This is a genomic window from Paenibacillus sp. 1182, from assembly GCF_017833915.1.
Classification (GTDB): Bacteria; Bacillota; Bacilli; order Paenibacillales; family Paenibacillaceae; genus Paenibacillus; species Paenibacillus polymyxa_D.
Map to the genome: position 1 here is coordinate 21,669 of NZ_JAFICR010000002.1, position 25,778 is coordinate 47,446.

The following is a 25,778-nucleotide window of genomic DNA, read 5'->3' on the forward strand; positions in this document are numbered from 1 at the left end:
TTCCAGAGAGGGGCCATGGTATGAACAAAACAGATCGTTTGCTAGCGATCTTGCTAGAGTTGCAGCGTAAGGATATTTTACGAGCTGAGGATTTGGCAGCTATATTCGAAACGAGTGTGAGAACCATCTATCGGGATATTCAGGCTCTAAGCGAATCGGGCGTACCGATTGTAGGAGCACCGGGCATTGGATATTCCTTGATGGAGGGGTATTTCCTGCCCCCAGTGAGCTTTACCGCAGAAGAGGCTGTGGCGTTGCTAATCGGGACGGATTTTATCGAACAAAAATTTGATACAGACTACGGTATCAAGGCGCAAACCTCCCGCAGGAAAATTGAAGCCATTTTACCAGAGAGCGTCCGCAGGGAAGTTTCCCGGGTGCGTACAACCATGAGATTGCTCGCTGTGGGTGAAGGGGCAAACCATAGAGAGAAAACCTACTTGGAAACGCTGCGTCTTGCTGTATTGGAAAAACGAATGGTACGGTTTGGTTACTCCAAAAGAATGCCAGAGGCTGACGGGAATCGTCAAAGTGTGCGTGTGGTCGCTCCCTATGGTCTGGTATTGCTTCGTGGTTCGTGGGTATTAATCGGGCAATGTGAATTGCGGCAGCAGCTTCGCCATTTCCGTCTGTCACGTATGGACGAGCTCATGGTACTGGAGGACAGGTTTCATTTGCCTGTCGATTTTCATTTGCAGGATTATAAGCAAACCGATGACCGTCATGTGACTGTTCGCATACTAGCACGTTCCGATATCGCAGATAAGGTGAAGGAAGCGAACAACTTTTATATGGAGGCTATAGAGGAGCGTGCAGATGGATTGCATATACTTTTCCGCGTCAGACAGCCGGAGGAATTACTGCAATGGATACTTGGCTGGGGCGCGGATATGGTTGTGCTGGAGCCTGAGTCGCTCCGGGAGCGGATACGTGCGGAAGTGGAAAAAATGTTGAAATGCTACTGACATAATGCTGTCAGTAGCATTTTTGTATAGTAAAGCTACTTTAATAGAGAGGGGCAGTTACTAATATATGAATACTACCGAAACATTGCAGCGTTTTGAAGAAACGGCACAACACTATCTTCTTGAATTGGACAGCTTTAGCTTGGAGCAATTGCAGTACACACCGCAGGAGGACCAATGGTCGCTTGGACAAATGTATCTTCATTTGGTGAACTCTGCTCTGTATATGCACCTGAAGAACATTGATGTTTGTCTACAGCCTAATGGGGAGACAGGGGTTAAAACGGAGGCGGGTACGGCCGTTTTTAATCTAGGAGGGTTTCCGCCCATACGTATCCAAGTTCCACCATCTCCGCAGTATACTCCCCCACAACCGACGAGCAAAGAAGAAATTGTGGAGGGTTTAAATGCTGTGATCCGTAAAATGAGAGAGATTGAGCCGATCGTTGGGAAATCAACAGGGCTTTCTACCGTCTCTCATCCCAGATTCGGCGCGTTGAATGCTGGAGAGTGGTTTTCGCTCATCGAGATGCATTATCGTCATCATCTTTTGCAGAAGGAGCGCTTGAAGCACGCAATAGCCGATTAATCGTCTCCCGGCGTAGCCCGATAAACTGGCCGATTTCCTCCTGCGTCAGCACGTCCGTTAACGTGGCGGGTGCGATGTAGGAGTGGAACCAGCGTTGAAGCTTCCGAAGCTTTTCGGCAGGTGACACCTCGGTGAGCTGGTCAATTCGTTGCTGCATCATGCGCAACTTATCCTGTAGCTGTAAAGCGATAGCCCGACATTGAGTCGGGTCTTGCTCCAGCGCCTGATACCATTCTTTTTGTGACAGAACCTCAACCTCAGAGGTTACCAGCGCGACTGCTGTACCATAATAAGGATTGGGGCTGATCAGGGAGTGGTGCGGGATGATTTCATCGGGCACAATCACATTAACTAAAATTTGCGAGCCGTCTTCATGGACTCGGACAATTTTTAACAAGCCGCTCTTGAGGTGATATAAAGGGCCAGATTCTCCTTGTCGAAATAAGGTCTCACCTTTGTGTAACATCATGAACGTAATAACCTCCATTCCATGTATTCCAGCTTTTTAGATGAACCCGCCATTGACGCGGATTGTCTGCCCGGTAACCCACTGTGATTTGGCGCTGACCAGAAACTCAATCACATCAGCGATATCTTCCGGTTCGCCGAGCCGACCCATAGCATTCATTTTTTTCATGCCTTCGATTTGCTGCTCGGTTTTTCCAGCTTGGAAAAGCTCGGTGTTCACAGGACCGGGAGCCACGGCGTTGATCGTAATTTGTTTGCTTCCGAATTCCTTGGCTAGCTGACGGGTAAATTGCTCCACTGCGCCCTTGGTACCTGCGTATACGCTATAGGTCGGGAACATTTGTCCGATCACGGATGTAGACAGGTTCACGATTCTTCCGTAGTTCTCCATATATTTCATGGCTTGCTGACAGGCAAAGAAGGTGCCCTTTACATTCAGTGCGAATTGTTTGTCAAAGTCAGCTTCGGTTACCTCAGCCAGAGGTTGGGTGATCATCAGCCCAGCGTTGTTAACCAGAATATCCACTTTACCGAATTCAGCAATCGTATTTGTAAATAATGCTTCAATATCACTCATTTTGCCCAGATCAGCGTGAAGTGCTATGGCTTTGCCGCCTTTTTGAATAATCCTCTCCACGACTTTTTGAGCTTTGTCCGGACTGCTGGCATAATTGATGACTACATTAGCGCCCAGATCAGCCAGTTGCTCGGCAATGGCACGTCCAATTCCTCTAGAGGACCCGGTGATAATTGCTGTTTTTCCGTCCAAATGCTTCATATGTGTTTGGACCTTCCTTCCATATCTATTTTAAGTGATTCCTTTTTCTAAAAGCATCCACACATCCGAAAACTCCCGATTAATCACGGGATTCTTCCATTCGTAAGCATGAGCGGGATGATGAAAACGGGATGTGGCATAGAAAAGGGTACGCGCCAGTTGGGCTGGCTGATCTGATATGATGTCCCCGCGTGCAATGATGTCAGCGAGCTGATCCACAATGTGGGCGATATGCTGGTCGATTAAATCAGCGGCTTGCTCGGTGACCCTCGTATACATCTCAAACATTTCCTCGTCGTCGCGGGCATAATACTGCTTAAGTTCGACCAAGGTCCGTATATATCGTTTTAAATGTGGCGTTCCCAGTATAGATGAATTCTGACAGACCTCCGTTAACGGGCCAATAATCTTTTCATTCAGCCATTTTTCGGTCACGCCTTCAAGAAGCTCGGCTTTACTTTTAAAGTGTCGGTAAATGGTGCCATGACTTACTCCCAATACTTTGGCAACATCGGTCACGGAGGTTTTGGCTATACCAAAACGTCTAAGTGTGTCTTCTGTAGCGATAAGAATCTGTTCCTTGGTTAGCACATCTGAGGATTTTTCCATAGGGACACGGTCAAATGCCGTGTGAGTCACCTCCTTGAAGTCAGGATAACACAAAGAGTATCAAATGACAAATATTCGTTTTTGTCATTTGATACCCTTTTTTTAAAGAATCCAAAGAAGTGAACAGAAATACTACAATAACGATTCGATGACGGGATCAATGGCCCAGGGCTCCGTTGTTACTTCAAATCTCCCTTGCACATGGCCATCGCGATCGACCAAGAATTTAGAAAAATTCCACTTGATACCGTCGCCAGCGTATATATCCGGATACTTATCCCGCAGGAAATCCTCCATCCATTGACCGTCTTTGGTCTGGATATCGAAGCCTTGAAACGGTGCCTGTTGGGTCAGATATTGAAATAAAGGATGAAGAGATAAGCCTCTTACATCCGTCTTCTCAAATAGTGGGAAGGTTACTCCATGGTTAATTTGGCAAATTCCCTGAACCTCCGAATTGCTACCCGGCTCTTTTTTATTGAATTGGTTACAAGGAAATGCAAGGATTTCAAAACCTTGTTCCCTCCGTTTTTCGTAGAGCTTTTGCAGGTCAGTGAATTGACTGGAGAAGCTACACATGCTGGCAGTGTTTACAATAAGGAGAATCTTACCTCTATAGTCTGAGAGTTCAATCGGTTCCCCGTTAATTGAGGTTGCTTGAAAATCATAAATAGACATGTTAACGTTCCTCCTCATATTATTTTTTAATACATCATATATCCAGAATTGTTATTGGTCTAATATATTATTGGAATCAACCTTATAGGTATTTGCAATAATCTTGTCATGTAAAGACACATTGTCCATCTCTCTCTTGAAACCAAAGAAGACTCGACTTGAGAAAGTAGGAGATTTGCCTCTTCATAGCAAACTGTGGCATTCGCCGTTACCAAGATAGAATATAGATGCATATTCATGTAGTGTGTGCAAAAACCCAACAGAATCGAGGGATATTCGTGCCCATTGGAAAGATGATTCAATACAAGGAAATGCGACAACATCCCATTTTACGTGCTCACTTGCCCGAAACCCGCTGGATCAGTAATGCAAGGACTTTAAGGATGCTGGATACCTATCGCACAGTCTTCATCAAGCCTAATTATGGGAGTGGAGGGACTGGCATCATACGTGCGAAAAAGCTGGGGAGGAAATATGAAGTTCGTTGTGGCTCCAGTCGCAGAGTCGTTAGATCCCACGCTGTAAGAAGAGCAGTTAGAACCTATCGGCGACCTCATCGTCGTTATTTGGTTCAGCAAGGACTTAAGTTAGCCAAGTACAAAGGTTCCATTTTTGATGCCAGAGTGTATATGCAGAAGCCGGAATCGGAATGGGTCATTTCAGGAATAACTGGCCGTGTCGCTGCACCTCGAAAAGTCGTTACCAACTATCGGAAGGGAGGACATGCGGCGCCGTTGTCCAAAGTGCTTTTAAGGGTCTTTAAAAATGACAGAACAAAAATGAAAGAGATTCTGGACCAGGTCACCGAGCTTTCTAGAATCATTGCCGACACGATAGATAAAAATCATCCGGTTCGCGAGCTGGGCATTGATCTTGCTATTGAGAAGAGCGGCCAAATTTGGATTATCGAGGCCAATCCGCATCCCGGACATATGTTGTTCAGGCAGCTCCCCAATCACAAGATGATTCGCAACATCTTGAGAAACAAACGTCGTATACATCATTAGGATAAAGTTTGTGAAATCATTCATGGATAAGAAAAGGAGGAGAACGCCCAAGCAAGGTGCGGGAGCGTTCTCCGTTTTTTTTGTTAAATGACTGACAAATCTAAGACCATGCTTTTATGTTAAAATGTGTCCGCCATCCACATGAAGAACTGTTCCGGTCACAAACTGATTCTGAATCAAATAAAGTACGCCTCGTGCAACATCCTCCGCAAGTCCAACTCGCTTCACAGGAAGCTTATGTGCCACCGTATCATAGAATTGATTGCGTGTATTTTCAGGCATTTTGCTACGGGAAGGTGTGTCAATAATGCCGGGTGAGACGACATTCACGCGGATGGGAGCAAGCTCTAACGCCAAGGTTTGACCAAGATTCGAAACGGCTGCATTCACAGCACCGAGCGCAGAGGAGCCGATCATCGGCTTGTAAGCCACCACTCCTGAAAATAAGGTAATGGAACCCTCGGCTGAGAGTTGGGAAGCCCCGTATTTAGCTGCATAATACTGTCCCCAAAATTTGTTTTCGAATAGCTTGCGGGCTTGATCTGTCTCCGACTGAAGGAATGACCCACCTGATGTTTCTGCCGCGCTAACGATAAGATGATCATAGGGGCCGACTTTTTCGAAGAAAGATTTTACCTGCTGCTCATCTGACGTGTCCAGCACATGTATTACAGCACGAGGGCCCAGCATTTCCTTGGCCTTGTGCAATTTATCCTCCGAGCGGCTGGCGATTACCACTTCCGCTCCAAGCGAAATGACTTGCTTAGCTGTTTCTAAACCAATACCTGAGCTTCCACCAATAATGACAATCTTTTGGTTTTGCAAATGGATTCCCTCCTAGTATTCATCTGGATTTGTTAATCATGTAATACGGCTTGTAGATGTGTATCAAGATCAGCAATAAATTTGGGTATATTTGGATTTTTAATAACATCGTAGCATGCAAAGCTTTTCAAGGGCTTCATACCGAGAAATGTATGCGCAGAATGCAAATGACGGAGTGCAGCTTCTAGACTAGCCCCATTAAAAAATTGAGTTGGATCATTAAAGGCTTTTTCCGGAGCATTCCAAGTTGTGGAGAACATATATTTCTTGTCGGTTAATAAACCTCCGCTCCCATATTCATGAGCACCCGTGAAGAATATACCGTAAGCATAGACTTCATCCATATAAGTCTTTAATAATCCAGGAACGCTGAACCAGTAGATGGGGGTTTGGTAAATGACTACATCCGCCCATAAAAATTTTTCTTGTTCTTCGCTGAGGGTATAGCCGTCTTGAACAGACGTTATTTTGATTTTGTTCTCTTCACTTAAGAGACGCACCATATTGTCTATCAATGTTTGGTTCAATTTCCCTTCAGACGAATCATATTTTTGATGACCGTTAATGATTAGTATATTTTTCATCTCTTCACCTCCTTGTATTAGAGAAAACGTTAGTTGCTACAGCGATATTGTATATGTAGTAAGTTTATTTAGGGAAGTAGTGATATTTAATTCATATAGTTTCCCTAAAGGAACTATTGTGATATCATTGGATTTAACAGATAATTTTTGGGGGAGTTCCTATGCACGACCAAGAACCTATTGAATTGACCAAAGGAATACCCGGCAAGCCGTGCCCTATTGCCCAAACACTTGATTTGATCGGAACGAAATGGACTTTTTTAATCATCCGTGACCTGCTTATCGAAGGAACACTGAGATTCAGCCAACTTCAGAAGTCCATGAAGGGGATTAGTCCCAAAACGCTTTCCCTACGCCTGAAAGAGCTTGAAGATAACGGTCTGTTAGAGAGAAAGGTATATGCCGAGGTTCCCCCGCGTGTTGAATATTCGTTAACGGAAAAAGGGAAGCGACTTGAAGGTGTTTTTATTGAGCTGAAGAGATTTGGCTTAGATTTAAAAGCAGATCATTGAGGGATATGAACTGCAACATTCCAAGGTATCGTTGAGCTGAACGATGCCTATTTCTTATATTCTAAAAAAGAAAACGTTTGCCAAAAAGTTCACAGAAAGTTCACTTATGTGGAGGTTTCGACTATTTATATAATTACCAAGGTACACAGAAGGGATGATGGAATTGCCAACGACGAAGAAAGAAGATTTTTACTTTGGTTTCATGATGTGCTTGGGGATGGTCGTATTCATGACATTTTATAATCTATATACAAATGACTTGATTGGCACAATCTCTCTAAAAGTAATGGTTTTTCAATTTATTTTATGTTTTATCATTGCTTTCGTATTGGAACTATTTATTGTCGGTCCATTAGCAAAGAAAATAGCCTTCTCATTACCATACGATAAATCCAAAAAGGTATTTGTGATTCTGTCCCTTTCATGCTGTATGGTCATTGGAATGGTTCTCTGTATGTCACTTTATGGATTGGGGACAGCTTACTTTTTTAATGGTCTTTCGGGAGATTCATTATTTAAAAATTACTTATCTTTAGTTTTTAAGAATTTTATTTTTGCTTTCCCTCTGCAGCTCTTAATTGTAGGGCCGCTTGTTCGGTACTTATTTGCTAAATTCGTGAAAGGTACACGAATTGCGGTATCTTTAAGCTAAAACGTAGTTTAACGACGGTATACGATAGCTCAAAAGCCGCCTTCTGTCTGAGAAGGCGGCTTGTTTTTACTCAGAAGTCCCAATATCTTTACAGTGTTTGTCCGCTGTCTACCGTAATAATCTGGCCTGTCATGGCTTCCTGTTCCAAAGCAGAGCAGATCATGCTGGCGATATCTTCGGGCGTGGAAATGCGCTGTAGGAGTAAATGAGGAGCCAATGTTTTCATTTGCTCTTCCCTGCCTGACCACCATCTTGTCGCTACAGCTCCCGGCACGATGCAATTGACGCGAATATCCGGCGCAAGTGCCCGTGCTAAAGATTTGGTCAGCCCGTGGACGGCCGCTTTGGATACCGCATAGGGAAGCGAAGAACCTAGCCCTGTTTGCCCTGCTATACTTCCCAGATTGACGATAGCTCCTTGTTTACTACGCTTCATAAAAGGAGCTACGGCTCTGGCACAGTAAAACATGCCTTTTACATTTACATCAAATAGATCATCCCATACCTCTTCCGTGGCTGCCTCCAGATCATCCATCGGAATGTGATGTGTAATGCTAGCGTTATTCACGAGTATATTAATCGTACCGAATTGCTGGACAATCTGGTCAACCATAGTTCGAACTTCCTGATCTCGGGAAACATCTGCCTGTAATGCGATAGCACGTCCGCCCTTTTCAAGGATCATACGTACAGTTTCCTCTGCATCGTTTTTAGAGCGGGAATAGTTTACGACTACTGTAGCTTTTCGATCTGCCAAGGCCATACACACGGCTCTCCCAATTCCTGTACCTCCACCTGTAACCAATGCTACTTTTTGATGTAAATCCATGTAAATTCGCTCCTTCTCCATCCAGTTCATTTGCGTCTGAAAAATAATACGATCTGATATGTATCATTGTAGAGGAGGTATTGTATTCTGTATAATTGAATTAAATGAATTTATAATTCAATAAAATTGAATCAATTGTTTATACAGGAGTCTGATAATGGACATTAAAACACTCAAAACATTTCAAATGATTGTGAATTACGGAAGTTTTATGCGTGCAGCGGAAGAGTTGAATTATGCACAATCTACCGTGACGATGCAAATACAGAAGCTGGAGTCCGATATGGGAATTCAACTGATCGAACGGGGCAAGAAAATAAAGTTAACTGAAGCGGGCAGGATGTTTTACGAGCAAAGTCTACATATTGTAAAGGATATGGAGCAATTGCAGGAAAATATGGACAATCTGCAAAGAGGGACCGCAGGCGACATTCGTATAGGAGTGACCGAACCGACTGCCAGTTATCGACTACCAGGAATTTTAAAACGTTTCTTAACCCATTATCCGAACATTCGGGTTTCTGTTGAGTTTGGAAATACCCCTACCTTAAGCGAGCGTATTCTCAAGGGGGATATTGACTTAGCGCTGTGTTCCACACCAGATTTGGGCACAGAGCTATATTTTGAGCCTTTATTTAGGGAGAAATTTGTAGTTTTAATGCCTGAAAATCACCCGCTTGCGGAAAAAGAAAACATTGGGCCGGAGGATTTACAGGGGCAGCGGTTGCTTATTACGTCGGCTACTTGTCCCTATCGTCGCAAACTTGAAATGGTCATGAAGGAATATGGAATAACCACGTTAAATACGATGGAAATTGGCAGCATGACGGCTCTGAAATTTTATGTGGAAAGCGATTTAGGGATTGCACTTGTGCCACAACTTCTGGTCAGTTCTGTCCCGGCAGGAACAGCGGTGAGGGAATTAAGCGGTAGCATGATCGATATGACCTTCGGCCTTTCTTGCAAAGCAACAGACTATCCGCTAAAGCCGGCAGGTTCAAGGCTATATTCTGTGTTGAAAGAGGAGCTTGGGAATGGTTCTCGGTGCATTGAGCTAGGGTAACGAGTATGCAGGGAAGTGTGTTATCTGTCACCGTACGATGTAAATGCAGTACGGTATAAAACCGACTGCAATACGCAGTCGGTTCGGTTTGTTTACTTTTTCTTAATCGGAATCCAAACTTCACTTCGGTAGTCTTCAGCATGTGAATCTCCCATAGTATACACTTCCAGTTCCGGCCCGCCTGAATGCTCATAATTACTGGCAGGGAACCATTCTTGGAAAATTCTTTGCCATACCTTTTGGATCGACTGAGGCATAGGGCCGATGGATGTAAACACTGCCCAGGTTGAAGCCGGAATGGTTCTGGATTCCAGCCCATTTGCGGTCGCTACATCCTCGCTGCCTTCTGCGGCAATTAGGTACGTGAATTTTTCTTCCCCATGCTTGAAATCCAAACAAATACCGAGTATATCGTCGCCTGTTCCCGAGGCATGAATCCGATCTGATGTACCATCCGCATTCAGTTCGTTCCAGAATTTTGGGATTTCTCGAAGATTATCGCCGTTCTTAGTGGTGACTTGAATGGACTTGCCAATGACCGTAAAGGCCGCTTTCTCTACAATTTTGTAATCCATTTCCTGATCTCCCTTCAACGATAGATGGAAGGTGATGCGTGGAAAGGCTTTCAGGTTCACCCCAGGGCTTCTGGCCTCAGAGGGAGAAATACCGTGTATCTTTCGGAACGCTTTAGAGAAAGATTCGGGGGAATCATATCCGTATTTGAACGCTACATCCAGCACCTTGGCGGAAGAAAGACTCAATTCCTGAGCAGCCAAGGTCAATCGACGTTTGCGCACATATTCTGCTACCGTGAAGCCAGTTAGCATATGAAACATTCGCTGAAAATGAAAAGGAGACGAATAGGCTGCCTTTGCAATTTCATCGATATCGAGTGGCTGCTGCATTCTCTCTTCCATCAGATCCAGTGCGTTCTTGATCCGAAGCAACCATTCCAACCGCATCACCTCCTTGGTTGTAATCATATCATTAGGAGTATCTGTAATCCTGTCTTTGCGTGCTCTTGTTGAACAGGAAAAACAATGTGCCTGCCCCCTTGTGTTCATAATTAAAATTTGGGACAATGAAAGAGGCGTTTAAATAGCGCAGATTGCTTAAACATGCTATGATGCAATGATCGTTGAGACGAGTCGTGATGGCTAGGGTTTATATATAGAAATACGAATTTGATTGTTTTGAAAAGAGGATCGAACATGAAAAAAGAATCCATTTATGGATTAACGCTAGATCAATTGACAGCATGGCTCATCGAGCATGGGCATAAGAAATCCCGGGCATTGCAGGTATGGGACGCATTGTACCGGAAGCGGGTTACTGATTTTGCAGCGATGGCAGAGGTTCATGAGGATTGTACACGCCTGTTGGCAGAGCACTTTTCCATTGAAACACTTGAAGAACACGTGAAGCAACAGTCAGCAGACGGGACGGTCAAGTTCTTGTTCCGGCTTCAGGATGGTAATTTGATTGAGACGGTATTGATGCGGCATAAGTTTGGCTTATCCGTATGTGTGACTACACAGGTAGGATGTAATATTGGATGTAGCTTCTGTGCGAGCGGATTGTTGAAGAAGAGCCGCGACCTATCCAGTGGTGAGATTGTAGAGCAAATTATGAAGGTCCAGCTGTATCTGGATCAGGAACGCCCGGGCGACCAGGTCAGTCATGTTGTTGTGATGGGAATTGGCGAACCGTTTGATAACTTCGTGAACCTGTCCGATTTCATTCGGGTGATTAAGGATCACAAAGGGCTAGCGATTGGGCCGCGGCATATTACCGTTTCCACAAGCGGATTGGCTGATAAAATCATTGAATTTGCAGATTCAGACCTCCATGTCAATCTGGCGATCTCCCTCCACGCCCCGAATAATGAGATTCGTACTCGCATTATGAAGATCAACCGGGCGATTCCGATTGAGAAACTCATGCAGGCCATTGATTATTATTTGGACAAAACAAATCGTCGAATTACGCTGGAGTACATCTTGCTGAAGGATGTTAATGACGGTAAGGAGCATGCGCTCGAACTGGCTGAGCTGGTGGGCCATCGTCGTAATCTGGCCAATGTCAACCTCATTCCGTACAATCCAGTGGATGAGCATAGCCAATACCAGCGGAGTGAGTCGGAGTCGATTACGGGCTTCTATGATGTGCTGAAGAAACAAGGTATTAGCTGTAGTGTTCGGCTGGAGCATGGAGTCGATATTGACGCAGCCTGCGGACAGCTACGCAGCAAACAAATCCGCAAGGATGCCAAGGGTAGCCGCAATACGGAGCGCGAAGCCATTAGTTAAATACACAAGCGTACTCTCTAACAGGAGTACGCTTTTTTATATCACGAGCCGTAGGGCGAAATGTTACCCAGAAATGTGAAAATAGTCACGTAATAGTTGCTGCTTTTACGTTATAGTGAGTGGTTAGTGGAGGGGTTATATGGCTAACGTAATTTCGAATGTGGCGCTCGTTCCGGGCATTTATGTGATGAAAATAGAGGGAAAGTTTAAAGGGAACATGGGGCAGTTTTACATGCTGCGCAGCGGGACAGGTTACCCACTGCTGCCCAGACCCATCAGCATTTATGATATCGGGGAAGAGAGTATTTCCTTTTTGTATCGGGTTGTTGGAGAGGGGACAAATTTGTTTTCCCAATTACAGCCTGGTCAGGAAATTCAGTTAGAAGGACCTTTCGGAAACGGTTTTCCGCAGGTAGAGGGCAGTTTGGCTTTAATCGGCGGTGGCATGGGTACAGCTCCGTTGCTGTTGGCTGCAAAGTATTACCCGCATGCGCATGTTTATCTAGGGTTTGCACAGCAAGCCTTCGGGGTTGAAGCGTTCGAAGCTGTGGCGGCATCTGTACAGGTCAAGGTAGGGGGAAGTATCGTCGAACAGATCGATCCGACGCTCTATGCAAATATGTTTTCCTGCGGGCCAACTCCGATGTTACAAGCACTCGCTATAAAAACGGTGGATACGTCGTCCCGCTTATATATTTCAACTGAAAGACACATGGCCTGTGGTATTGGCGCATGTTTGGGCTGTACGATGCGTACCCGTGGAGGCAATCGGAGGGTATGTAAAGAAGGGCCTGTATTCCCGGTGGAGGAGGTGGAGTTCGATGATCTCCATGGCGTGTAATATTGCGGGTGTACCGTTCAAGAACCCGATCATCATGGCTTCCGGTACGTTTGGATTCGGACGGGAGTATGCGGAATTTTATTCTCCTGAATTATTGGGCGGCATCGTCGGCAAGGGACTAACCCTGCATCCGAAGGCTGGTAATACGGGATCACGAATACATGAGACAGCATCCGGCATGCTCAATAGTGTGGGGCTGGAGAATCCGGGTGTTGCCGCCTTTTTGAAGGATGAACTGGATGACATGACTCACTGGAACACGGCTGTTATTGCCAACGTGGGCGGTTCCAATCTGGAGGAATATGTTCAGGCCGTAGCGATGATTACGGAAAATGCACAAAAGCGTCGCACGATGAACCGCAGAGGCGTTGATATGCTGGAATTGAACATTTCATGTCCCAACGTGAAGCAGGGTGGAATGCAATTTGGTATCCAGACGGAGGTAGCGCGGGAGGTTGTGCGTCAGGTGCGCAATGTGACGGCACTTCCGTTGGTTGTCAAGCTGTCTCCCAACGCAGAGAATATCACGCAGATGGCGGTTATGTGCGAGGAAGAAGGCGCAGACGGAGTTTCGTTGATCAATACATTTTCTGCGATGAAAATTGATATACGTCGGCGTCGTAGTGTTTTTGCCAATACGTATGCGGGTCTTTCCGGCCCGGCAATTAAGCCGATTGCTTTGCGTATGGTTCACCAGGTGGCACAGGCGGTGTCGATTCCGGTGATCGGGATGGGCGGGATTAGCTCAGTGGAAGATATTATTGAATTCACCATGGCAGGGGCCGCTGCCATTCAGGTAGGAACGTACAATTTTGTCCATTTACATGCAGGGGCCGAGCTGGTACATGGCCTTGAACAATGGATGCAGCGGGAAAAGGTGCAGTCATTGGATGAGATACGGGGAATTTTGTAAATTTGGAACCATTTTGCATACACTAATTCATATAAAACCGGCTTGTCTTTAAAAGACAAGCCGGTTTTGTTTTTTATTTGACCAAACAGCAAACGCCATTAGTGGTTAATATCGCACTTGTTCAAGATGAACGAAATTTGATTTTCCAGCCGATGAATGGCTTCCTCGGACGCCTGGTCGTTTGCACCTTGTTCCTGAAGCGCAGCGAGTTCCTGCTTGAGCTGATGAAGGTCTTGTCCTGCATTAGCGCAGTTGTAATTGCTTTCGAGATTGTCAATCATCCGTGATCCTCCCTTTCGTTAGGTATACGTCCTTATTATGGAGATTTGATCTTTCCTTATTCAGCATAAAGTTTTATTTCAGGTAAAGGATCATGAGGCGCGTAAAGCTTGCAAAATAAAAAGGAAATTGTCAAACAATGTCGAATAAAAAGGGGTTATAGGGGAATAGATAGGCTCTTCTTCCCAATGGAGAGCTTGATATAGAAATTGGGTGATGGGGTTGCGGTCAAAAGGTAAGTCGAAACCGAGACGACAATTCAAAGTTTCGCTACAATTCATGATTATTATTTTGGTTGTTTTAGTTATCATTATTTCCTTAATTATATCCTTGCTTCTCATTCGTAATTTTGTGATTAACAAGCATTTTGATAATACGAAGGAAAAACTTTCGGGTGTTGCCAAGATGGTTGCCAGTGACAACGATGTTATTCGTAATGTCGAGCAGGGAATTCCTGTGAAGCAGATTCAAGACTACTCGCTTGGAGTCATGCATAACGTTAATGTGGATTTTGTTGTCATTCTGAACCACGATTTAATTCGGCTATCTCATCCGAATGCAACGATGGTTGGCAAACCGTTCTCTGATTTGAATGATGCCAGAAGAGCGCTATCGGGTCAGGGACATTTTTCTGAGAATATAGGTATTTTGGGCAAAGGTTACCGATATTTTACGCCGATATTTAATCAACAGCATGAGGTCATTGGCATTGTATGTGTAGGGCTGACCATGAGAACCCTAAATCATGATTTGATGCAGGCGCAGTATACCATTTTTGGGGGGCTGATGCTGGGGCTCTTTAGTGGAGTTCTGGGCGCGATCATTCTGGCTCAGAAAATCAAAACCATTTTATTTGGGCTTGAGCCGCAAGAGATAGCAACACGATTGCGCGAAAAAGAAATTATTGAAAATGAGGTCGCTGAAGGAATTATAGCCATTTCGGCTGACAAGAAAATTATGCTTATGAACAAAGAAGCTCAGGCCAAGTATCAACTGGCAAACCAAGAAATGAAGGCCCCGATTGGCGAGCAGCTAGATACCAACTTTTATAACGTGCTTTTCAAGAGAGTGTTCGATGATAAAAGGAAAATCAAGGATCGCTCATTTTATGTGAATGGTATAGAGGTCATTGCGACAGTAACCCCTATATATATTGAAAATGAGTTTTTTGGGGCAGTTGCAACGCTGCGCGACCAATCCGAGATGATCCATCTCAGCAACCAGTTAAGTGGTACAAAATATTATATTAACTCCCTTCGCGGACAGACCCATGAATTTATGAACAAAATGCACGTAATATCCGGGCTGATTGAAATGAGGAAATATGCGGAGGTCAGTCAATATATTCATCAGTTAAATCACCGGTATCAAGATGAGGTAGGCTTTTTGACGGAGAGAATTAAAGTACCAGCATTAGCAGGTTTTATTATGGGTAAAATCAACGAAGCACGCGAACAGAATATTTCGGTTCTTCTTGCAGAAAGCTCGGATGTCTCTAATGTGGAGATGCAGGATATCGTTCATGATGTCATACACATCCTGGGCAATTTTTTTGACAACGCCATAGATTCCATCTTACAAAAAAAAGAACCCGGCAAAATTGAGCTGAAATTGAACTATGAGTGTGAGGGAAATGTATTCATTTTGGAAGTGAAAGATAATGGGTTGGGGATTGATTTTGAGATGCAAAAAAGAATATTCGAGCATGGTTTTTCAACCAAAGGAGAAGACAGAGGCTACGGCTTGAATCTGGTTAAAACCATGGTGGAAAATCATCAAGGAATCATTGAGCTTGATAGCCAACCGGGTCTGGGAACAAGTATATATGTAGAGTTGCCCTGTACATTGGAGGTGACAAATAATGAAAGTTCTAATCGTTGAGGATGATCCGATGGTTGCTGAGCTCAATCAACAGTTTATCGAGCGCATGGACAATTTGGATGTTGTATGTAAGGCAGATACCGTCAAGAAAGCACAGGACTGTCTTCAAAAATGGTCACCGGATCTGGTATTACTGGACGTTTATTTACCTGGAAAAAGCGGATTAACTTTATTATCTCATATGCAGGAGCATCAATATCATGCTTCAGTTATTTTAATTACGGCTGCAAAAGATATTCAGACGGTGAAGGAAGCTGTTTTTTATGGTGTTGCAGACTATTTAATTAAACCCTTTACATTTGAACGCTTTAGACTGGCTGTTGAGAAAATCCAGCGTCTGGCCACAGTGATGGAGGAAGGGAACGGAATTAATCAAGCTGTTATTGACCATTATTTTAATAAAGAAGAGCATACGGGTGTGGAAAAGAAAAAACCTGTTGAACATCCACCGCATAATGTATCGAAAAACCTGTCTAAAAATTTGTCCAAACTGACCATGACCACAATACTGAAGAGTATTCAAGAGCTGGACGGCCCCTTCTCAGTTGAAACGTTAGCTAGAGAAGTGGACTTGTCCCGTATCACGGTCAAAAAATATATTCAGTTCCTGGTGGACGATGGCTTTCTCGTTGAATCGATAGAATACCATAAGGTTGGCAGACCGCTAATGCTCTATCAGTTGAATCCTGATATAAAAGAACCGCCATTTCCATTGTAATATGGAAATAGCGGTTCTTTTTTTGTTCAACAAGAGTACCGAGCTTCCTAATTATTTCATAGAGAGGACAGGAAGTGGGACCAGGTTATCCGAAGAATGAGTTGTAACGATATCATGGAAGTTGTCGTAGCTAGTTTCAATCATGTTGGATAACGCCGTAACGGTATTCGAGCCAGCATGAGGCGTTACCAAAACTCTTGGATACAGCTCCACAAGTTTCTGGATCGTTGGGTCCGGGAGCATTTGCCATGGTTCAAACGCTTTGAAAAATAGTTCTTCCTCTTTAGGGAAGACATCTGTCCCAAATCCCTCCAAATGATTACTGAGTAAAGCGTCTAGAATGGCTTGATTATCTTGTAATTCTCCACGTGAGGTATTGATGAGGATAGATCCCTTTTTCATTTTTGCTAAAAAGCCAGCATTAATCATTTGGTCGTTCTGTCCCGGCAGATAAGGAACATGCACACTAACAATATCGCTCTCTGCCAGTAGCTCATCCAAGGTTGTGAATGGAATGACTTCCTTGGCTGCGTCGGATTGGTACACATCATAGCCGATAACAGAAGCTCCTAATCCTTTAAACAATTTGGCCTCTGTCAGACCAATGCGTCCAACCCCGATAATCCCAACTTTACAGTTATGGATCTCTTTGCTGAATGTATGCTCATCCACAATAAAATTTTTGAAAGAGCTTTTGGTAGTCATATAAGCGGTGTGGCGGAACAGCATCATAGCCAAAGTTAAGGAGAGCTCAGCGATGGCATTCGGAGAGTAGGATGGCACGCGTGCCACCTTCATTCCGAATTCGCTACAGGCATCCAAATCAATGTGGTTGATTCCGACTGTTCTGGTGAAAATATATTGAATGCCGTATTCATTGAATTTTGTGATATTTTCCCGATTGGCAGCACAGTTTCCTCTTAGCAAAACGGCATCGTGATGCTGCGCCAATTCTGCATTGCTGGTGGTTAACAACTCTTCTACCAGCGTTAGTTGGAAGTTATATTTATTGAGATCCTCGAAATAGGGTTTCTCATAAGAACGGACACCATAGCAAATGATTTTTAACATGTTGTTTACCCCCTGATTTAGAAAATTCCAATTTTATCAATGACATTGAGCGTAATGATCCACACTGGAATCATGACGACAGAAGTGATAGTTGATAGAAGTGATGCATTGGAAGTCAATATGGCTTCCTTATCAAAACTGATGGCATAGGCTGCGGCTACGGTAGCTGTAGGAGTAGCCATCATGATGACAATAGTAGCTAAAGCGACAGAATCAACTGACAGAATATGAGATACAGTCAACAAGGCCAGCAAGACGATGTTAACAATAGGTACAAGCCAAACCTTAACGATGCTGTAATACCAAGAGGTCTTATCCGTAGCTGCCGACTTGAAGCTGATCTCCCCCAATGTCGAGCCAATCGATAACCAGGCTAATGGAGAAGCTAGCCCAGCAAGGTAGGTCATGGGCTTGAACAGCCAGACAGCCGTTTGATCAATTCTTAGAAAGGCGAACTGCTGAATGGCCCCATCCTCTGTAGCTACACTCATCTGTGGCAAATAACCTTGAAACAACCAAACAAACAAGCCTAGAAACGTGGCGATAACAATGGGATTCATAAACATGGTTTTGAGATTTTTAAGCTCCATTTTTAAGCCGCTCATTTTGATATAGCCGTAGGAGTATAAGAAAATGCGGTACCCTATATTAAAAATGGAACTGTACATCACTCCGGTAGGACCATAAATGGCTCCTACAATTGGAATTCCGAAGAAAGTAGTAGAACCGAAAATGGTTAACACCCGCAAAACATCCTGTTTATCCTTGTTGTAGCTGAGGAAGAACGGTTTAGAAATAAAGATGAGAATAATATAAATTAGAACTCCCCATATTAAAACATTCATTCCTTGTTTTAACATTGTAGGATTAATATCCTGCATGAAAGAATTAAAGGCTAGTGCTGGTAGAGCGACGGTTAGAACAACCTTGGATAACATCTTTCCTACTGCTGCGTTAAAAATCCCCTTTTTGCGGCAAAAGAAACCAAGAAGAATAATAAAAACGGTGGAAGCGATAGAGCTGACAATTTTGTTATCTGTTAAGGTCGCGGTAATCATTTCTAGTAAAGACATAAATAAAACCCTCTCTTGTACCTTTTTTCACATATATGACGATGCAGAATGTGACGATGCAATGCCCTGATCTTTTGGCCAAAGTGTTGGTTTGCACCTTTATAGTAAAATGACTTTGTGAAAAAAAGAACAATATCTAATTAATTTAACTTATGAAACTAATTTAAAAAATTTATACGTTACATCAGATAGCAAATGAAACGAGAGGGGGCGTCTTCACTTCACAAAATGATTATTTCTTGGCTTTGTGAATGCTCATCAACATCCGTGCTATAATGTAAATCATTAAACCCTACTTGATTAGTGGGTTAAATAGAAAAGACGAGCAGGAGGGGCCGCATGAATCCGATACAACATATACTGAACGAATTTCAGCTGATCGTGCTGGATGGCGCAATGGCGACCGAGCTGGAGCGTCATGGACATGATCTGAACGATAGCTTATGGTCAGCTAAAATCCTTCATGAGCATCCGGAGTCGATCAAGCGTGTACATAGGGATTATTTTGAGGCTGGGGCAGACTGTGCGATTACTGCGAGCTATCAGGCTACCGTTGAAGGCTATGTTAAACGAGGCTTAAGCGAAGCTGAGGCGCTGGAACTGATTCAATTATCGGTGCGGATTGCTGTGCAGGCACGAGATGAGTTTTGGGCTGACGTGACGGCTACTGCAAGTCAGCGACATCGTCCCAAGCCGCTAGTTGCGGCCTCCGTCGGCCCTTACGGGGCGTTTTTGGCAGATGGATCAGAGTATCGCGGCGATTACAAGCTGAGCGAGGAACAGCTTGTGGAGTTTCACAGGCCGCGTATGAAAGCTCTGATTGAGGCGGGTGCAGATATTTTAGCTTGTGAAACGATACCCTGTCTGGTTGAAGCCAAGGCCATCGCCCGATTGCTGAAGGAATTCCCTGGTACGTATGCCTGGATCAGCTTTAGCGCAAAGGATGGGCAGCATATCAGCAATGGTGAGTCTGCCGCTGCATGTGCTGAGTGGCTGAATGGGCATGAGCAAGTGGCAGCTGTAGGGGTCAATTGCACTTTGCCGAATTTCGTTCCATCGCTTATTCACGAAATACGCAGCCACACGGATAAGCCTGTGGTGGTATATCCCAATCTGGGGGAGGAATATGACCCGGTCACCAAGACATGGCATGGCAGCACTTGTACAGAGACGTTCGGACAAAGTGCCCGCCAATGGTATGAAGCGGGAGCTCGTCTGATTGGCGGTTGTTGCCGGACTCAGCCGCAGGATATTGAGGAAATAGCTTCATGGACGAGAGATGTATAAACGAGGATAAGCGTAGCGTAGGGATAAAGGTTATCTATAAGAGGTAACTCGATGGCCCGAAAAAGAACAAGCAGGCTGAACCAAGTTGTGCTCCAGTAATGGAGGGGCTTGGTTCAGCCTGCTTTGTTTAGTACCTGCGTCGATCTGGTCAGCTTTCTGCCAAACGTTCCAGCAGTGCGTCTCCATTGCGGCTCACCCGAATATGGGCAAAATGTGCGTTCTGTTCTACAGTACGTCCTGTTCCCTCAGGGATGAAATAATTCTCAATACCGTACACAATACGAGAACCATACCACTGTCCATTTAGAATGACCTCATGACTGGCAAGTTTTTCGCCATCTTGATAGAGGCGGTCTGCGACGTATACTCCTTGGTTATCTGGTGTGAGAACGACTTTGACCTTGCCTCGGCTCCATTCTTCCTCCTGAAGAGGGGTCTTGGAAGGAGGGGTAGATATGTCGTAATTCAGTGCCACATAATCGCCTTGTAGCAGGGAGCGCGGGTCTATAGGAGCCAGTTTGAGCTTAATGGAAGCCCCTGTGGCGAGCAGGGTTTCGCTTCTCACCGTCTGATACCCGATGATCCCCAGCTGTAGCACGATGACAATGGCAATGAGTAACGGGCTTAAGCGCATAAAGCTAAAGCTGCGGTGATCGGCATCGAATGCTGCTTTGCCGCTATGGGCCATTCGCCGATCCGCCCACCAGGTAATTCCGAGCGCAATGATCCCCAGTAACGCCAGCGTAAAAGATTTATACAGTAGCGTCCACAATAAATCATAGTATTTGAAGCCGATAAAAATAAACCAGAAGACAACACTCATGATGGCCTCCGATTTTTGTTTCACACGGGCAAAGGCAAAGACCATCCCGGTAACGATAACAAAATAAAAAATGTTAATGAACATATAAGAGTGTGGAACGACATCCTCGAAAAACGTCGCCCAAAACAGGAACAGCAAGCTGAAAAATAATGAGCTATTCCGCAGATGTTCTTTTAACTCCGTCTTGGATATAAAGTAACTTACCCCATATAACACGGCATTGACGATGAAAAGAGAGAAGATGATGAACTTATAGGTCCAGTTCCAACCATCCCACTCCTGATACTGCTGAAATAAAATGGTCGCCAGATTCAGGTTTACAAAGGTGTAGGCAAAAAACAACTGCCTTTTCCCCTTGGAGCGAAACCATCCAGCGATGGAAACGATCAGAAATAATACCGAAAGCAGCGACTGATCTGACCATAGAATGGCCGCCAAGCCTGTAATATAGCTGATGGTCAGCAGGGTATAACGTATGACCGAATCCAGCTTGGATTCCGGTATGACAATCATCAAAATCATAAGTAGCAATGACACAACCAACAGTACATATTCGGTGTGGTTTACATTCGTGCTAATCATAATCAATCCGATGAGAGATATACTTCCGATCAGCACTCCAACCACTTTGATTACACGGGATACGGTTTTGCTGATCCATTCACTGCCACGTTCCTCGGGAACGGTTGTTTCCACATCGGTTTTCGCGATATCCCCGTTTTCCCCATTGAATATCTCCCCTGTTTCCGGTGGTGTTTTCCCCAAACGATTCAAATAACGGAAAAACCACACGTTACCGGTCAGCAGCAGCGCCACAAAAATCAAACCAAAAACAAAAAACAGAGATGAGTAGTAAGCCTCTGCTAGCTCTATAAATTTAAAGACAGCAAACGCTGAGAGCGCCAATGCATTCAAGGTCAGTAGTGTTTTATTCAGCCGTACCTTGATAAATATATAAAATCCTAAAGCGATCACAGCGATATACGGTATATTCATGACCAGGCCATAGCCATCAAATGCAAAAGAATTAGTCATCGCTAACATGGCTATATGAAAAACAGTAAAGCTCATATATTGTAGTGGAGCAGAGTGTATACGATGAAGGAACGTCAATAGAAACAGCACCAGATTGACCAGTGCGAACATTCCGGCAATGGACAACGATTCCAGCTCGCTATAAGACGGGCTTTGCATCGTAGGGTAAAAATAAAACCACAAACCAAGATGAATCAGTACATACGACAGCATATAAAAAGGATTGTAGCGAGTGATCCAACTAAGTAGCAGAGCCGGTACCGACCAAATGAAAAACAATCCGTAGCTGTCCGCATGGGAATTGTAAATTTGACCGAGCAATGCCACAGAAACGCCAAAGGCTATACAGCCAGCCACCAAAAACATATTAGACAGAAAAGCTTGTTGGCCGGGAACAGCACGTATCCGTGCAAATACAAAAGACAAGCCATAGAACAGAACAATAAGCGCAGCAGCCAGTACAATTTTGACTGTCCGATCCAGTCCGCCCCAATTGGAGGCGAAAAAATAAATAATTGCGGCAAGTACCAGTGAGATGCCCAGCAGATAGCCCGTACGTATCGCATTGAATCGCAGCATGGATTTCACGTACCTTTCCTGTTGGTTTGATGCTTATTATAACGTTGAAAGGTCTCAGAACCAAGTACTAATTAGGATCAGGTCATAAAAAAAGAGAGCCACCGTATACGGCGGCTCTCTTGAACGTTACTGGATTCCAGCTAGGCATTGACGGTACGAATCTCTTGCCGGGACTGATGTCGGAAGCGATACTCACGCGGTGGAATCCCTGCTGTTTTCTTAAATGCTTTGGAAAAGGTGGACATATCGGTATAGCCGATGGACTGGGCTATGATCGACAAATTGTAAGTTGTCTGCTCCAGTAATCTTTTGGCTTCGTTAATCTTAAGGTTTTGCAAATACTTGGCGGGAGAGATGAGGAAGGTGGAATGGAACTTACGTGAAAAGTGGGCACGATCCACACCTACATGCTCGGCAATTTGCTCAACCGTAACACGGTCACAATAATGCATTTCAATGTAGTCTTTCCCCTGCTGGAGCCAATAATCAGAGCATACAAAGTTGCGCAGTACGTCAGATGTGTTGCGGGACAACTCCTCGAAGATCTGGTGCAGTATAATCAAGCGGGCCAGATCGCTGCCCTGTCTGTTGTTGTCGTGTACGATGGAAAACAGGTTAGAGATAAGTTCGAGGATTTCCTCACTCACGGCGTTAGCCATAAATGGCGTGGAGGGATTAATTCCGATCCGCTCCAGTAGCGCGAGGGATTTGGGTCCCTCAAAGGCAATCCATACCTTTTGCAAAGGGTGTTGGTGATCGGTGTAATATTCATGGGCAACATGCGGAAAAAAACAGAATAAATCAGACTTTTGGACACGGTACTTCTGTTGCTTATAAATAAACTCAGCCTGACCTTCAAGCACAAAAATCAAATAAAAATAAGGAACAGCCTTGGGACCGACATGGCAGCTTGTTTTCGAAATATCCATACCCAGTCTGACAGGCCAAATGGCGCTGGACTTTTCCAATTCGGTAGCTGTGAAATAATGGTCTTCCACGATGTCGAAGTGATCTTCATTTTTTGCTCTTTTCATAACTTGTCACCTCTCCTTTGGTGGAGATAAGGGAATTTTGATTTTATTGTATATAAAGGAAAGCATAATTACAAGTTAATTCATTGGAATTGAGGGTTATATAATTAAAACTGCGTATGCCAAAGGCTCCATGGCCGGTTTGAGATGACCCGTGGAGCCTTTTAAGTTCTGTATTATGAGATGGGGATTAGCCTATATTTATACGTTCAAGATTCCTTCTTTTGGAGTAACGTTGAAGGCTTTGGCTAGATCGGCCAATTCCTGATCTGTAATCCGTTGCTGGATATCATGGTGAGCAATGAGCATGTAAATTTGCGCCGCTTTTTCAATCGTCTCAATGAGACCAAACGCTTCATCAATGGAGCTGCCCGTTCCGAAAATGCCATGATGAGGCCATAATACAGCGTGATGATCCTTCATTTTTTTTGCAGTTTCGCGGCCGATTTCGCTGGAACCCGGTACCATCCAAGGGATTACACCGATACCGTCTGGAAAGACGACAATACATTCGGTACACATTTCCCACAGCGTTTTGGTGAATTGGTTTTCGTCCAGACTATGAATGAAGGTCATGGCAATAACATGGGTGGCATGATTATGAATCACCACGCGATGGTTAGGATCGACCTTCAAGCGCTCAATGTGGCTCATAAAATGGGAAGGTAACTCACTGGTAGGCACTGCGCCATGTTTGAGGCCCCACAAGACTTCCAACTGTTCGCCATCCTGGGAGACACGAAGGACCCCTAAGTTTGCTTCTGGATCTGCAATTACGTTTTTAAAATATTTTCCTGATCCGGTGACGATAAAATACTTACCAGCCAGTTCATTCACCGGGAAAGCAGGTTTAATCGTCCGAATGACCTGATGAATATCTATATATTTTGCAACCTCAGCTTCATCCAGAATATAGCTTACATTACCTCCATTGCGTTCATCCCAGCCGAATTTCCACATGTTTTGTGTAATTTCCGCCATCTCGCGAACAAATGGGATATCCAGTCCCGATTTGCGTTCTTTTTGATTCTCCAGCACAGTAGTCATGGATGATCACTCCCTTTGGATGATATGAATATAAGCATTATCAGTGCAGTAGTTACCGTTTCAGCAGTTATCGTTTCAACAGTACTTGTTGTTCATAGTTTTTAACTTCGGCCAGCCATTCCTCACGAACGGGAACGCTGTTTTGAGCGCAATAGTAATCCCATATCGCACCAAACGGATACGATTTGAACTCTTCGACTAGAGCAAGACGAGTGGTGAAGTCTCGTTCCTCTTCCGCCTGCTTTAATGCTTCAATCGGTTCGAGCATAGCGCGAAGCAGCGCTTTAATCGTGTTGCGTGTTCCGATGACCCATGCTGCCACATGGTTGATACTGCCATCAAAGAAGTCGAGACCGATATGGGTTCGGGAAAGCAATTCACCGCGAACCAGCTCACGGGCAATGTCCAGCAATTCGTCGTCCATTGTCACGACATGATCACTGTCCCAGCGAACGGGTCTGCTGACATGGAGCAATAATTGATCGGTGAACATCAGCACAGAGGACAGTTTGTTCGAAATGACTTCGGTTGGATGGAAGTGACCCGCATCGAGACAGATAGATTTACCGCGTGTCAGGGCGTAACCCATATAGAATTCATGTGAGCCCACGACATAGCTTTCCGAGCCAATGCCAAACAGCTTGCTTTCAACCGCATCGATGTTGTATTCCTCGCTGATTTCCTCGCTGAAAATGTCGTCCAGCGCATCACGCAGACGTTCTCTTGGAGCCAACCGATCAACCGGAGTATCTTTATAGCCGTCCGGCATCCAGTGGTTTGTGACACAGGGCTGACCGAGTTCTTTGCCAAAATACTCGGCAATCCTGCGTGATTTTTTGCAGTGTGTGATCCAGAAATCACGGATTTCCGAATCCTTGTGACTCATTGTGAAGCCGTCTTCCGCTTTAGGATGGGAGAACAGGGTTGGATTAAAATCAAGCCCAAGTCCTTGCTGTTTGGCCCAGTCTACCCAGTTCTGAAAATGGCGTGGCTCCAGTTGATCCAGATCCACTTGTTCTGTGGTGTCCGCATAGATGGCGTGCAGATTGACCTTGTGTTTACCCGGAATGAGTGATAAGGCTTTTTCTAAATCCTGACGCAACTCATGCGGCGTGCCGGCTCTGCCCGGGTAGCTGCCCGTTACGGCAATCCCCCCGCTAAGCTGTTTGTCTTTGAACAGGAATCCCTGAACATCATCTCCCTGCCAGCAGTGCAGTGATATTTTGATTTGTGAAAGCTTCCGTAAAATGTCGTCCACTTGAATACCGTGGCGGGCATACAGCTTTTTCGCTTCGTTATAACTGGCTTCAATGGCTTCGTTCATGGCTTTAC

The 25,778-nt window shown here is 44.6% G+C and carries 27 protein-coding genes; 12 read left to right on the plus strand and 15 right to left on the minus strand.

Features of this window, described 5'->3' with window-relative positions; all coding sequences use genetic code 11:
* The first annotated feature begins 20 nt into the window (after positions 1-20).
* Complete coding sequence (locus JOD82_RS03115; protein ID WP_029518836.1) at positions 21-965, plus strand: helix-turn-helix transcriptional regulator; 945 nt, start codon at positions 21-23, stop codon at positions 963-965.
* 67 nt (positions 966-1,032) lie between these two features.
* Positions 1,033-1,554, plus strand: coding sequence for a DinB family protein (locus JOD82_RS03120; RefSeq protein WP_080658672.1), 522 nt, complete (start codon positions 1,033-1,035; stop codon positions 1,552-1,554).
* Here JOD82_RS03120 and JOD82_RS03125 read toward each other — a convergent pair.
* From JOD82_RS03125 to JOD82_RS03140, 4 genes are all read right to left on the minus strand, one after another.
* Complete coding sequence (locus JOD82_RS03125; RefSeq protein ID WP_029518835.1) at positions 1,487-2,023, minus strand: Crp/Fnr family transcriptional regulator; 537 nt, start codon at positions 2,021-2,023, stop codon at positions 1,487-1,489. The two genes, JOD82_RS03120 and JOD82_RS03125, sit on opposite strands and share 68 nt — an antisense overlap.
* Before the next feature lie 36 nt (positions 2,024-2,059).
* On the minus strand, positions 2,060-2,800 hold the full coding sequence (locus JOD82_RS03130; protein WP_029518834.1) for an SDR family oxidoreductase: 741 nt from the start codon (positions 2,798-2,800) through the stop codon (positions 2,060-2,062).
* A gap of 30 nt (positions 2,801-2,830) precedes the next feature.
* Positions 2,831-3,409 (minus strand): TetR/AcrR family transcriptional regulator, encoded by a 579-nt coding sequence (locus tag JOD82_RS03135; RefSeq protein WP_209947548.1) that lies wholly within the window; start codon positions 3,407-3,409, stop codon positions 2,831-2,833.
* Positions 3,410-3,541: 132 nt separating this feature from the next.
* Positions 3,542-4,087 carry a glutathione peroxidase gene (locus JOD82_RS03140; RefSeq protein ID WP_165145594.1) on the minus strand — a complete coding sequence of 182 codons (546 nt, stop codon included), beginning with the start codon at positions 4,085-4,087 and terminating at the stop codon, positions 3,542-3,544.
* A gap of 278 nt (positions 4,088-4,365) precedes the next feature.
* Here JOD82_RS03140 and JOD82_RS03145 point away from each other — a divergent pair, with 278 nt between their 5' ends.
* Positions 4,366-5,094, plus strand: a complete 729-nt coding sequence (locus JOD82_RS03145; protein ID WP_312887661.1) for a YheC/YheD family protein — start codon at positions 4,366-4,368, stop codon at positions 5,092-5,094.
* Between the two features lie 114 nt (positions 5,095-5,208).
* Here JOD82_RS03145 and JOD82_RS03150 read toward each other — a convergent pair whose 3' ends face one another.
* Both JOD82_RS03150 and JOD82_RS03155 read right to left on the minus strand, forming a co-directional pair.
* Positions 5,209-5,919 (minus strand): SDR family oxidoreductase, encoded by a 711-nt coding sequence (locus JOD82_RS03150; RefSeq protein WP_069012288.1) that lies wholly within the window; start codon positions 5,917-5,919, stop codon positions 5,209-5,211.
* Positions 5,920-5,951: 32 nt separating this feature from the next.
* On the minus strand, positions 5,952-6,503 hold the full coding sequence (locus JOD82_RS03155) for an NAD(P)H-dependent oxidoreductase (protein WP_069012287.1): 552 nt from the start codon (positions 6,501-6,503) through the stop codon (positions 5,952-5,954).
* A 161-nt stretch (positions 6,504-6,664) separates the two neighbouring features.
* Here JOD82_RS03155 and JOD82_RS03160 point away from each other — a divergent pair, with 161 nt between their 5' ends.
* Together JOD82_RS03160 and JOD82_RS03165 are read left to right on the plus strand one after the other, a co-directional pair.
* A complete protein-coding gene (locus tag JOD82_RS03160) occupies positions 6,665-7,015 on the plus strand; it encodes a winged helix-turn-helix transcriptional regulator (RefSeq protein WP_029518827.1) in 351 nt (116 codons plus the stop codon).
* A gap of 163 nt (positions 7,016-7,178) precedes the next feature.
* A complete protein-coding gene (locus tag JOD82_RS03165; protein ID WP_069012370.1) occupies positions 7,179-7,667 on the plus strand; it encodes a DUF2798 domain-containing protein in 489 nt (162 codons plus the stop codon).
* 88 nt (positions 7,668-7,755) lie between these two features.
* On the opposite strand, the gene JOD82_RS03170 is transcribed toward JOD82_RS03165, so the two are convergent.
* Positions 7,756-8,496 (minus strand): SDR family NAD(P)-dependent oxidoreductase, encoded by a 741-nt coding sequence (locus tag JOD82_RS03170; protein ID WP_029518825.1) that lies wholly within the window; start codon positions 8,494-8,496, stop codon positions 7,756-7,758.
* Positions 8,497-8,653: 157 nt separating this feature from the next.
* On the opposite strand from JOD82_RS03170, the gene JOD82_RS03175 reads away from it, so the two are divergent.
* Positions 8,654-9,559: a LysR family transcriptional regulator gene (locus JOD82_RS03175; protein ID WP_029518824.1), complete on the plus strand. Its 906-nt coding sequence runs from the start codon at positions 8,654-8,656 to the stop codon at positions 9,557-9,559.
* 92 nt (positions 9,560-9,651) lie between these two features.
* Here the strand turns inward: JOD82_RS03175 and JOD82_RS03180 are convergent, their stop codons facing one another.
* A complete protein-coding gene (locus JOD82_RS03180) occupies positions 9,652-10,521 on the minus strand; it encodes an AraC family transcriptional regulator (RefSeq protein ID WP_049817051.1) in 870 nt (289 codons plus the stop codon).
* A 249-nt stretch (positions 10,522-10,770) separates the two neighbouring features.
* Between JOD82_RS03180 and rlmN the strand changes: the two genes are divergently transcribed.
* The 3 genes from rlmN to JOD82_RS03195 all read left to right on the plus strand — a co-directional run bounded on the left by rlmN (position 10,771) and on the right by JOD82_RS03195 (position 13,622).
* A complete protein-coding gene (rlmN, locus tag JOD82_RS03185) occupies positions 10,771-11,868 on the plus strand; it encodes a dual-specificity RNA methyltransferase RlmN (RefSeq protein WP_029518822.1) in 1,098 nt (365 codons plus the stop codon).
* A gap of 139 nt (positions 11,869-12,007) precedes the next feature.
* Complete coding sequence (locus tag JOD82_RS03190; protein WP_029518821.1) at positions 12,008-12,709, plus strand: dihydroorotate dehydrogenase electron transfer subunit; 702 nt, start codon at positions 12,008-12,010, stop codon at positions 12,707-12,709.
* A complete protein-coding gene (locus JOD82_RS03195) occupies positions 12,690-13,622 on the plus strand; it encodes a dihydroorotate dehydrogenase (protein ID WP_025719854.1) in 933 nt (310 codons plus the stop codon). The genes JOD82_RS03190 and JOD82_RS03195 overlap by 20 nt, the downstream gene beginning before the upstream one ends.
* 98 nt (positions 13,623-13,720) lie before the next feature.
* Here the strand turns inward: JOD82_RS03195 and JOD82_RS03200 are convergent, their stop codons facing one another.
* Positions 13,721-13,903: a hypothetical protein gene (locus tag JOD82_RS03200; protein ID WP_013312637.1), complete on the minus strand. Its 183-nt coding sequence runs from the start codon at positions 13,901-13,903 to the stop codon at positions 13,721-13,723.
* Positions 13,904-14,117: 214 nt separating this feature from the next.
* Between JOD82_RS03200 and JOD82_RS03205 the strand changes: the two genes are divergently transcribed.
* Positions 14,118-15,782, plus strand: a complete 1,665-nt coding sequence (locus tag JOD82_RS03205) for an ATP-binding protein (RefSeq protein ID WP_245248894.1) — start codon at positions 14,118-14,120, stop codon at positions 15,780-15,782.
* Entirely contained in the window at positions 15,763-16,500 is a 738-nt protein-coding gene (locus tag JOD82_RS03210; protein ID WP_029518819.1) for a response regulator, read from the plus strand. Before JOD82_RS03205 ends, JOD82_RS03210 begins: the two co-directional genes overlap by 20 nt.
* Positions 16,501-16,551: 51 nt before the next feature.
* Here JOD82_RS03210 and JOD82_RS03215 read toward each other — a convergent pair whose 3' ends face one another.
* Complete coding sequence (locus JOD82_RS03215; RefSeq protein WP_209947554.1) at positions 16,552-17,571, minus strand: 2-hydroxyacid dehydrogenase; 1,020 nt, start codon at positions 17,569-17,571, stop codon at positions 16,552-16,554.
* Positions 17,572-17,588: 17 nt separating this feature from the next.
* Complete coding sequence (locus JOD82_RS03220) at positions 17,589-18,644, minus strand: AEC family transporter (RefSeq protein ID WP_103047164.1); 1,056 nt, start codon at positions 18,642-18,644, stop codon at positions 17,589-17,591.
* A 339-nt stretch (positions 18,645-18,983) separates the two neighbouring features.
* Between JOD82_RS03220 and mmuM the strand changes: the two genes are divergently transcribed.
* Complete coding sequence (gene mmuM, locus JOD82_RS03225) at positions 18,984-19,931, plus strand: homocysteine S-methyltransferase (protein WP_069012281.1); 948 nt, start codon at positions 18,984-18,986, stop codon at positions 19,929-19,931.
* 148 nt (positions 19,932-20,079) lie between these two features.
* Here mmuM and JOD82_RS03230 read toward each other — a convergent pair whose 3' ends face one another.
* From JOD82_RS03230 to rhaA, 4 genes are all read right to left on the minus strand, one after another.
* Positions 20,080-22,368: a GDYXXLXY domain-containing protein gene (locus JOD82_RS03230; RefSeq protein WP_209947913.1), complete on the minus strand. Its 2,289-nt coding sequence runs from the start codon at positions 22,366-22,368 to the stop codon at positions 20,080-20,082.
* Between the two features lie 140 nt (positions 22,369-22,508).
* Positions 22,509-23,402 (minus strand): AraC family transcriptional regulator, encoded by an 894-nt coding sequence (locus JOD82_RS03235; RefSeq protein ID WP_209947556.1) that lies wholly within the window; start codon positions 23,400-23,402, stop codon positions 22,509-22,511.
* Positions 23,403-23,600: 198 nt separating this feature from the next.
* Positions 23,601-24,446 (minus strand): rhamnulose-1-phosphate aldolase, encoded by an 846-nt coding sequence (gene rhaD, locus JOD82_RS03240; RefSeq protein WP_029518813.1) that lies wholly within the window; start codon positions 24,444-24,446, stop codon positions 23,601-23,603.
* Positions 24,447-24,513: 67 nt separating this feature from the next.
* Positions 24,514-25,770 carry an L-rhamnose isomerase gene (rhaA, locus tag JOD82_RS03245; protein ID WP_209947558.1) on the minus strand — a complete coding sequence of 419 codons (1,257 nt, stop codon included), beginning with the start codon at positions 25,768-25,770 and terminating at the stop codon, positions 24,514-24,516.
* Positions 25,771-25,778 lie beyond the last annotated feature (8 nt).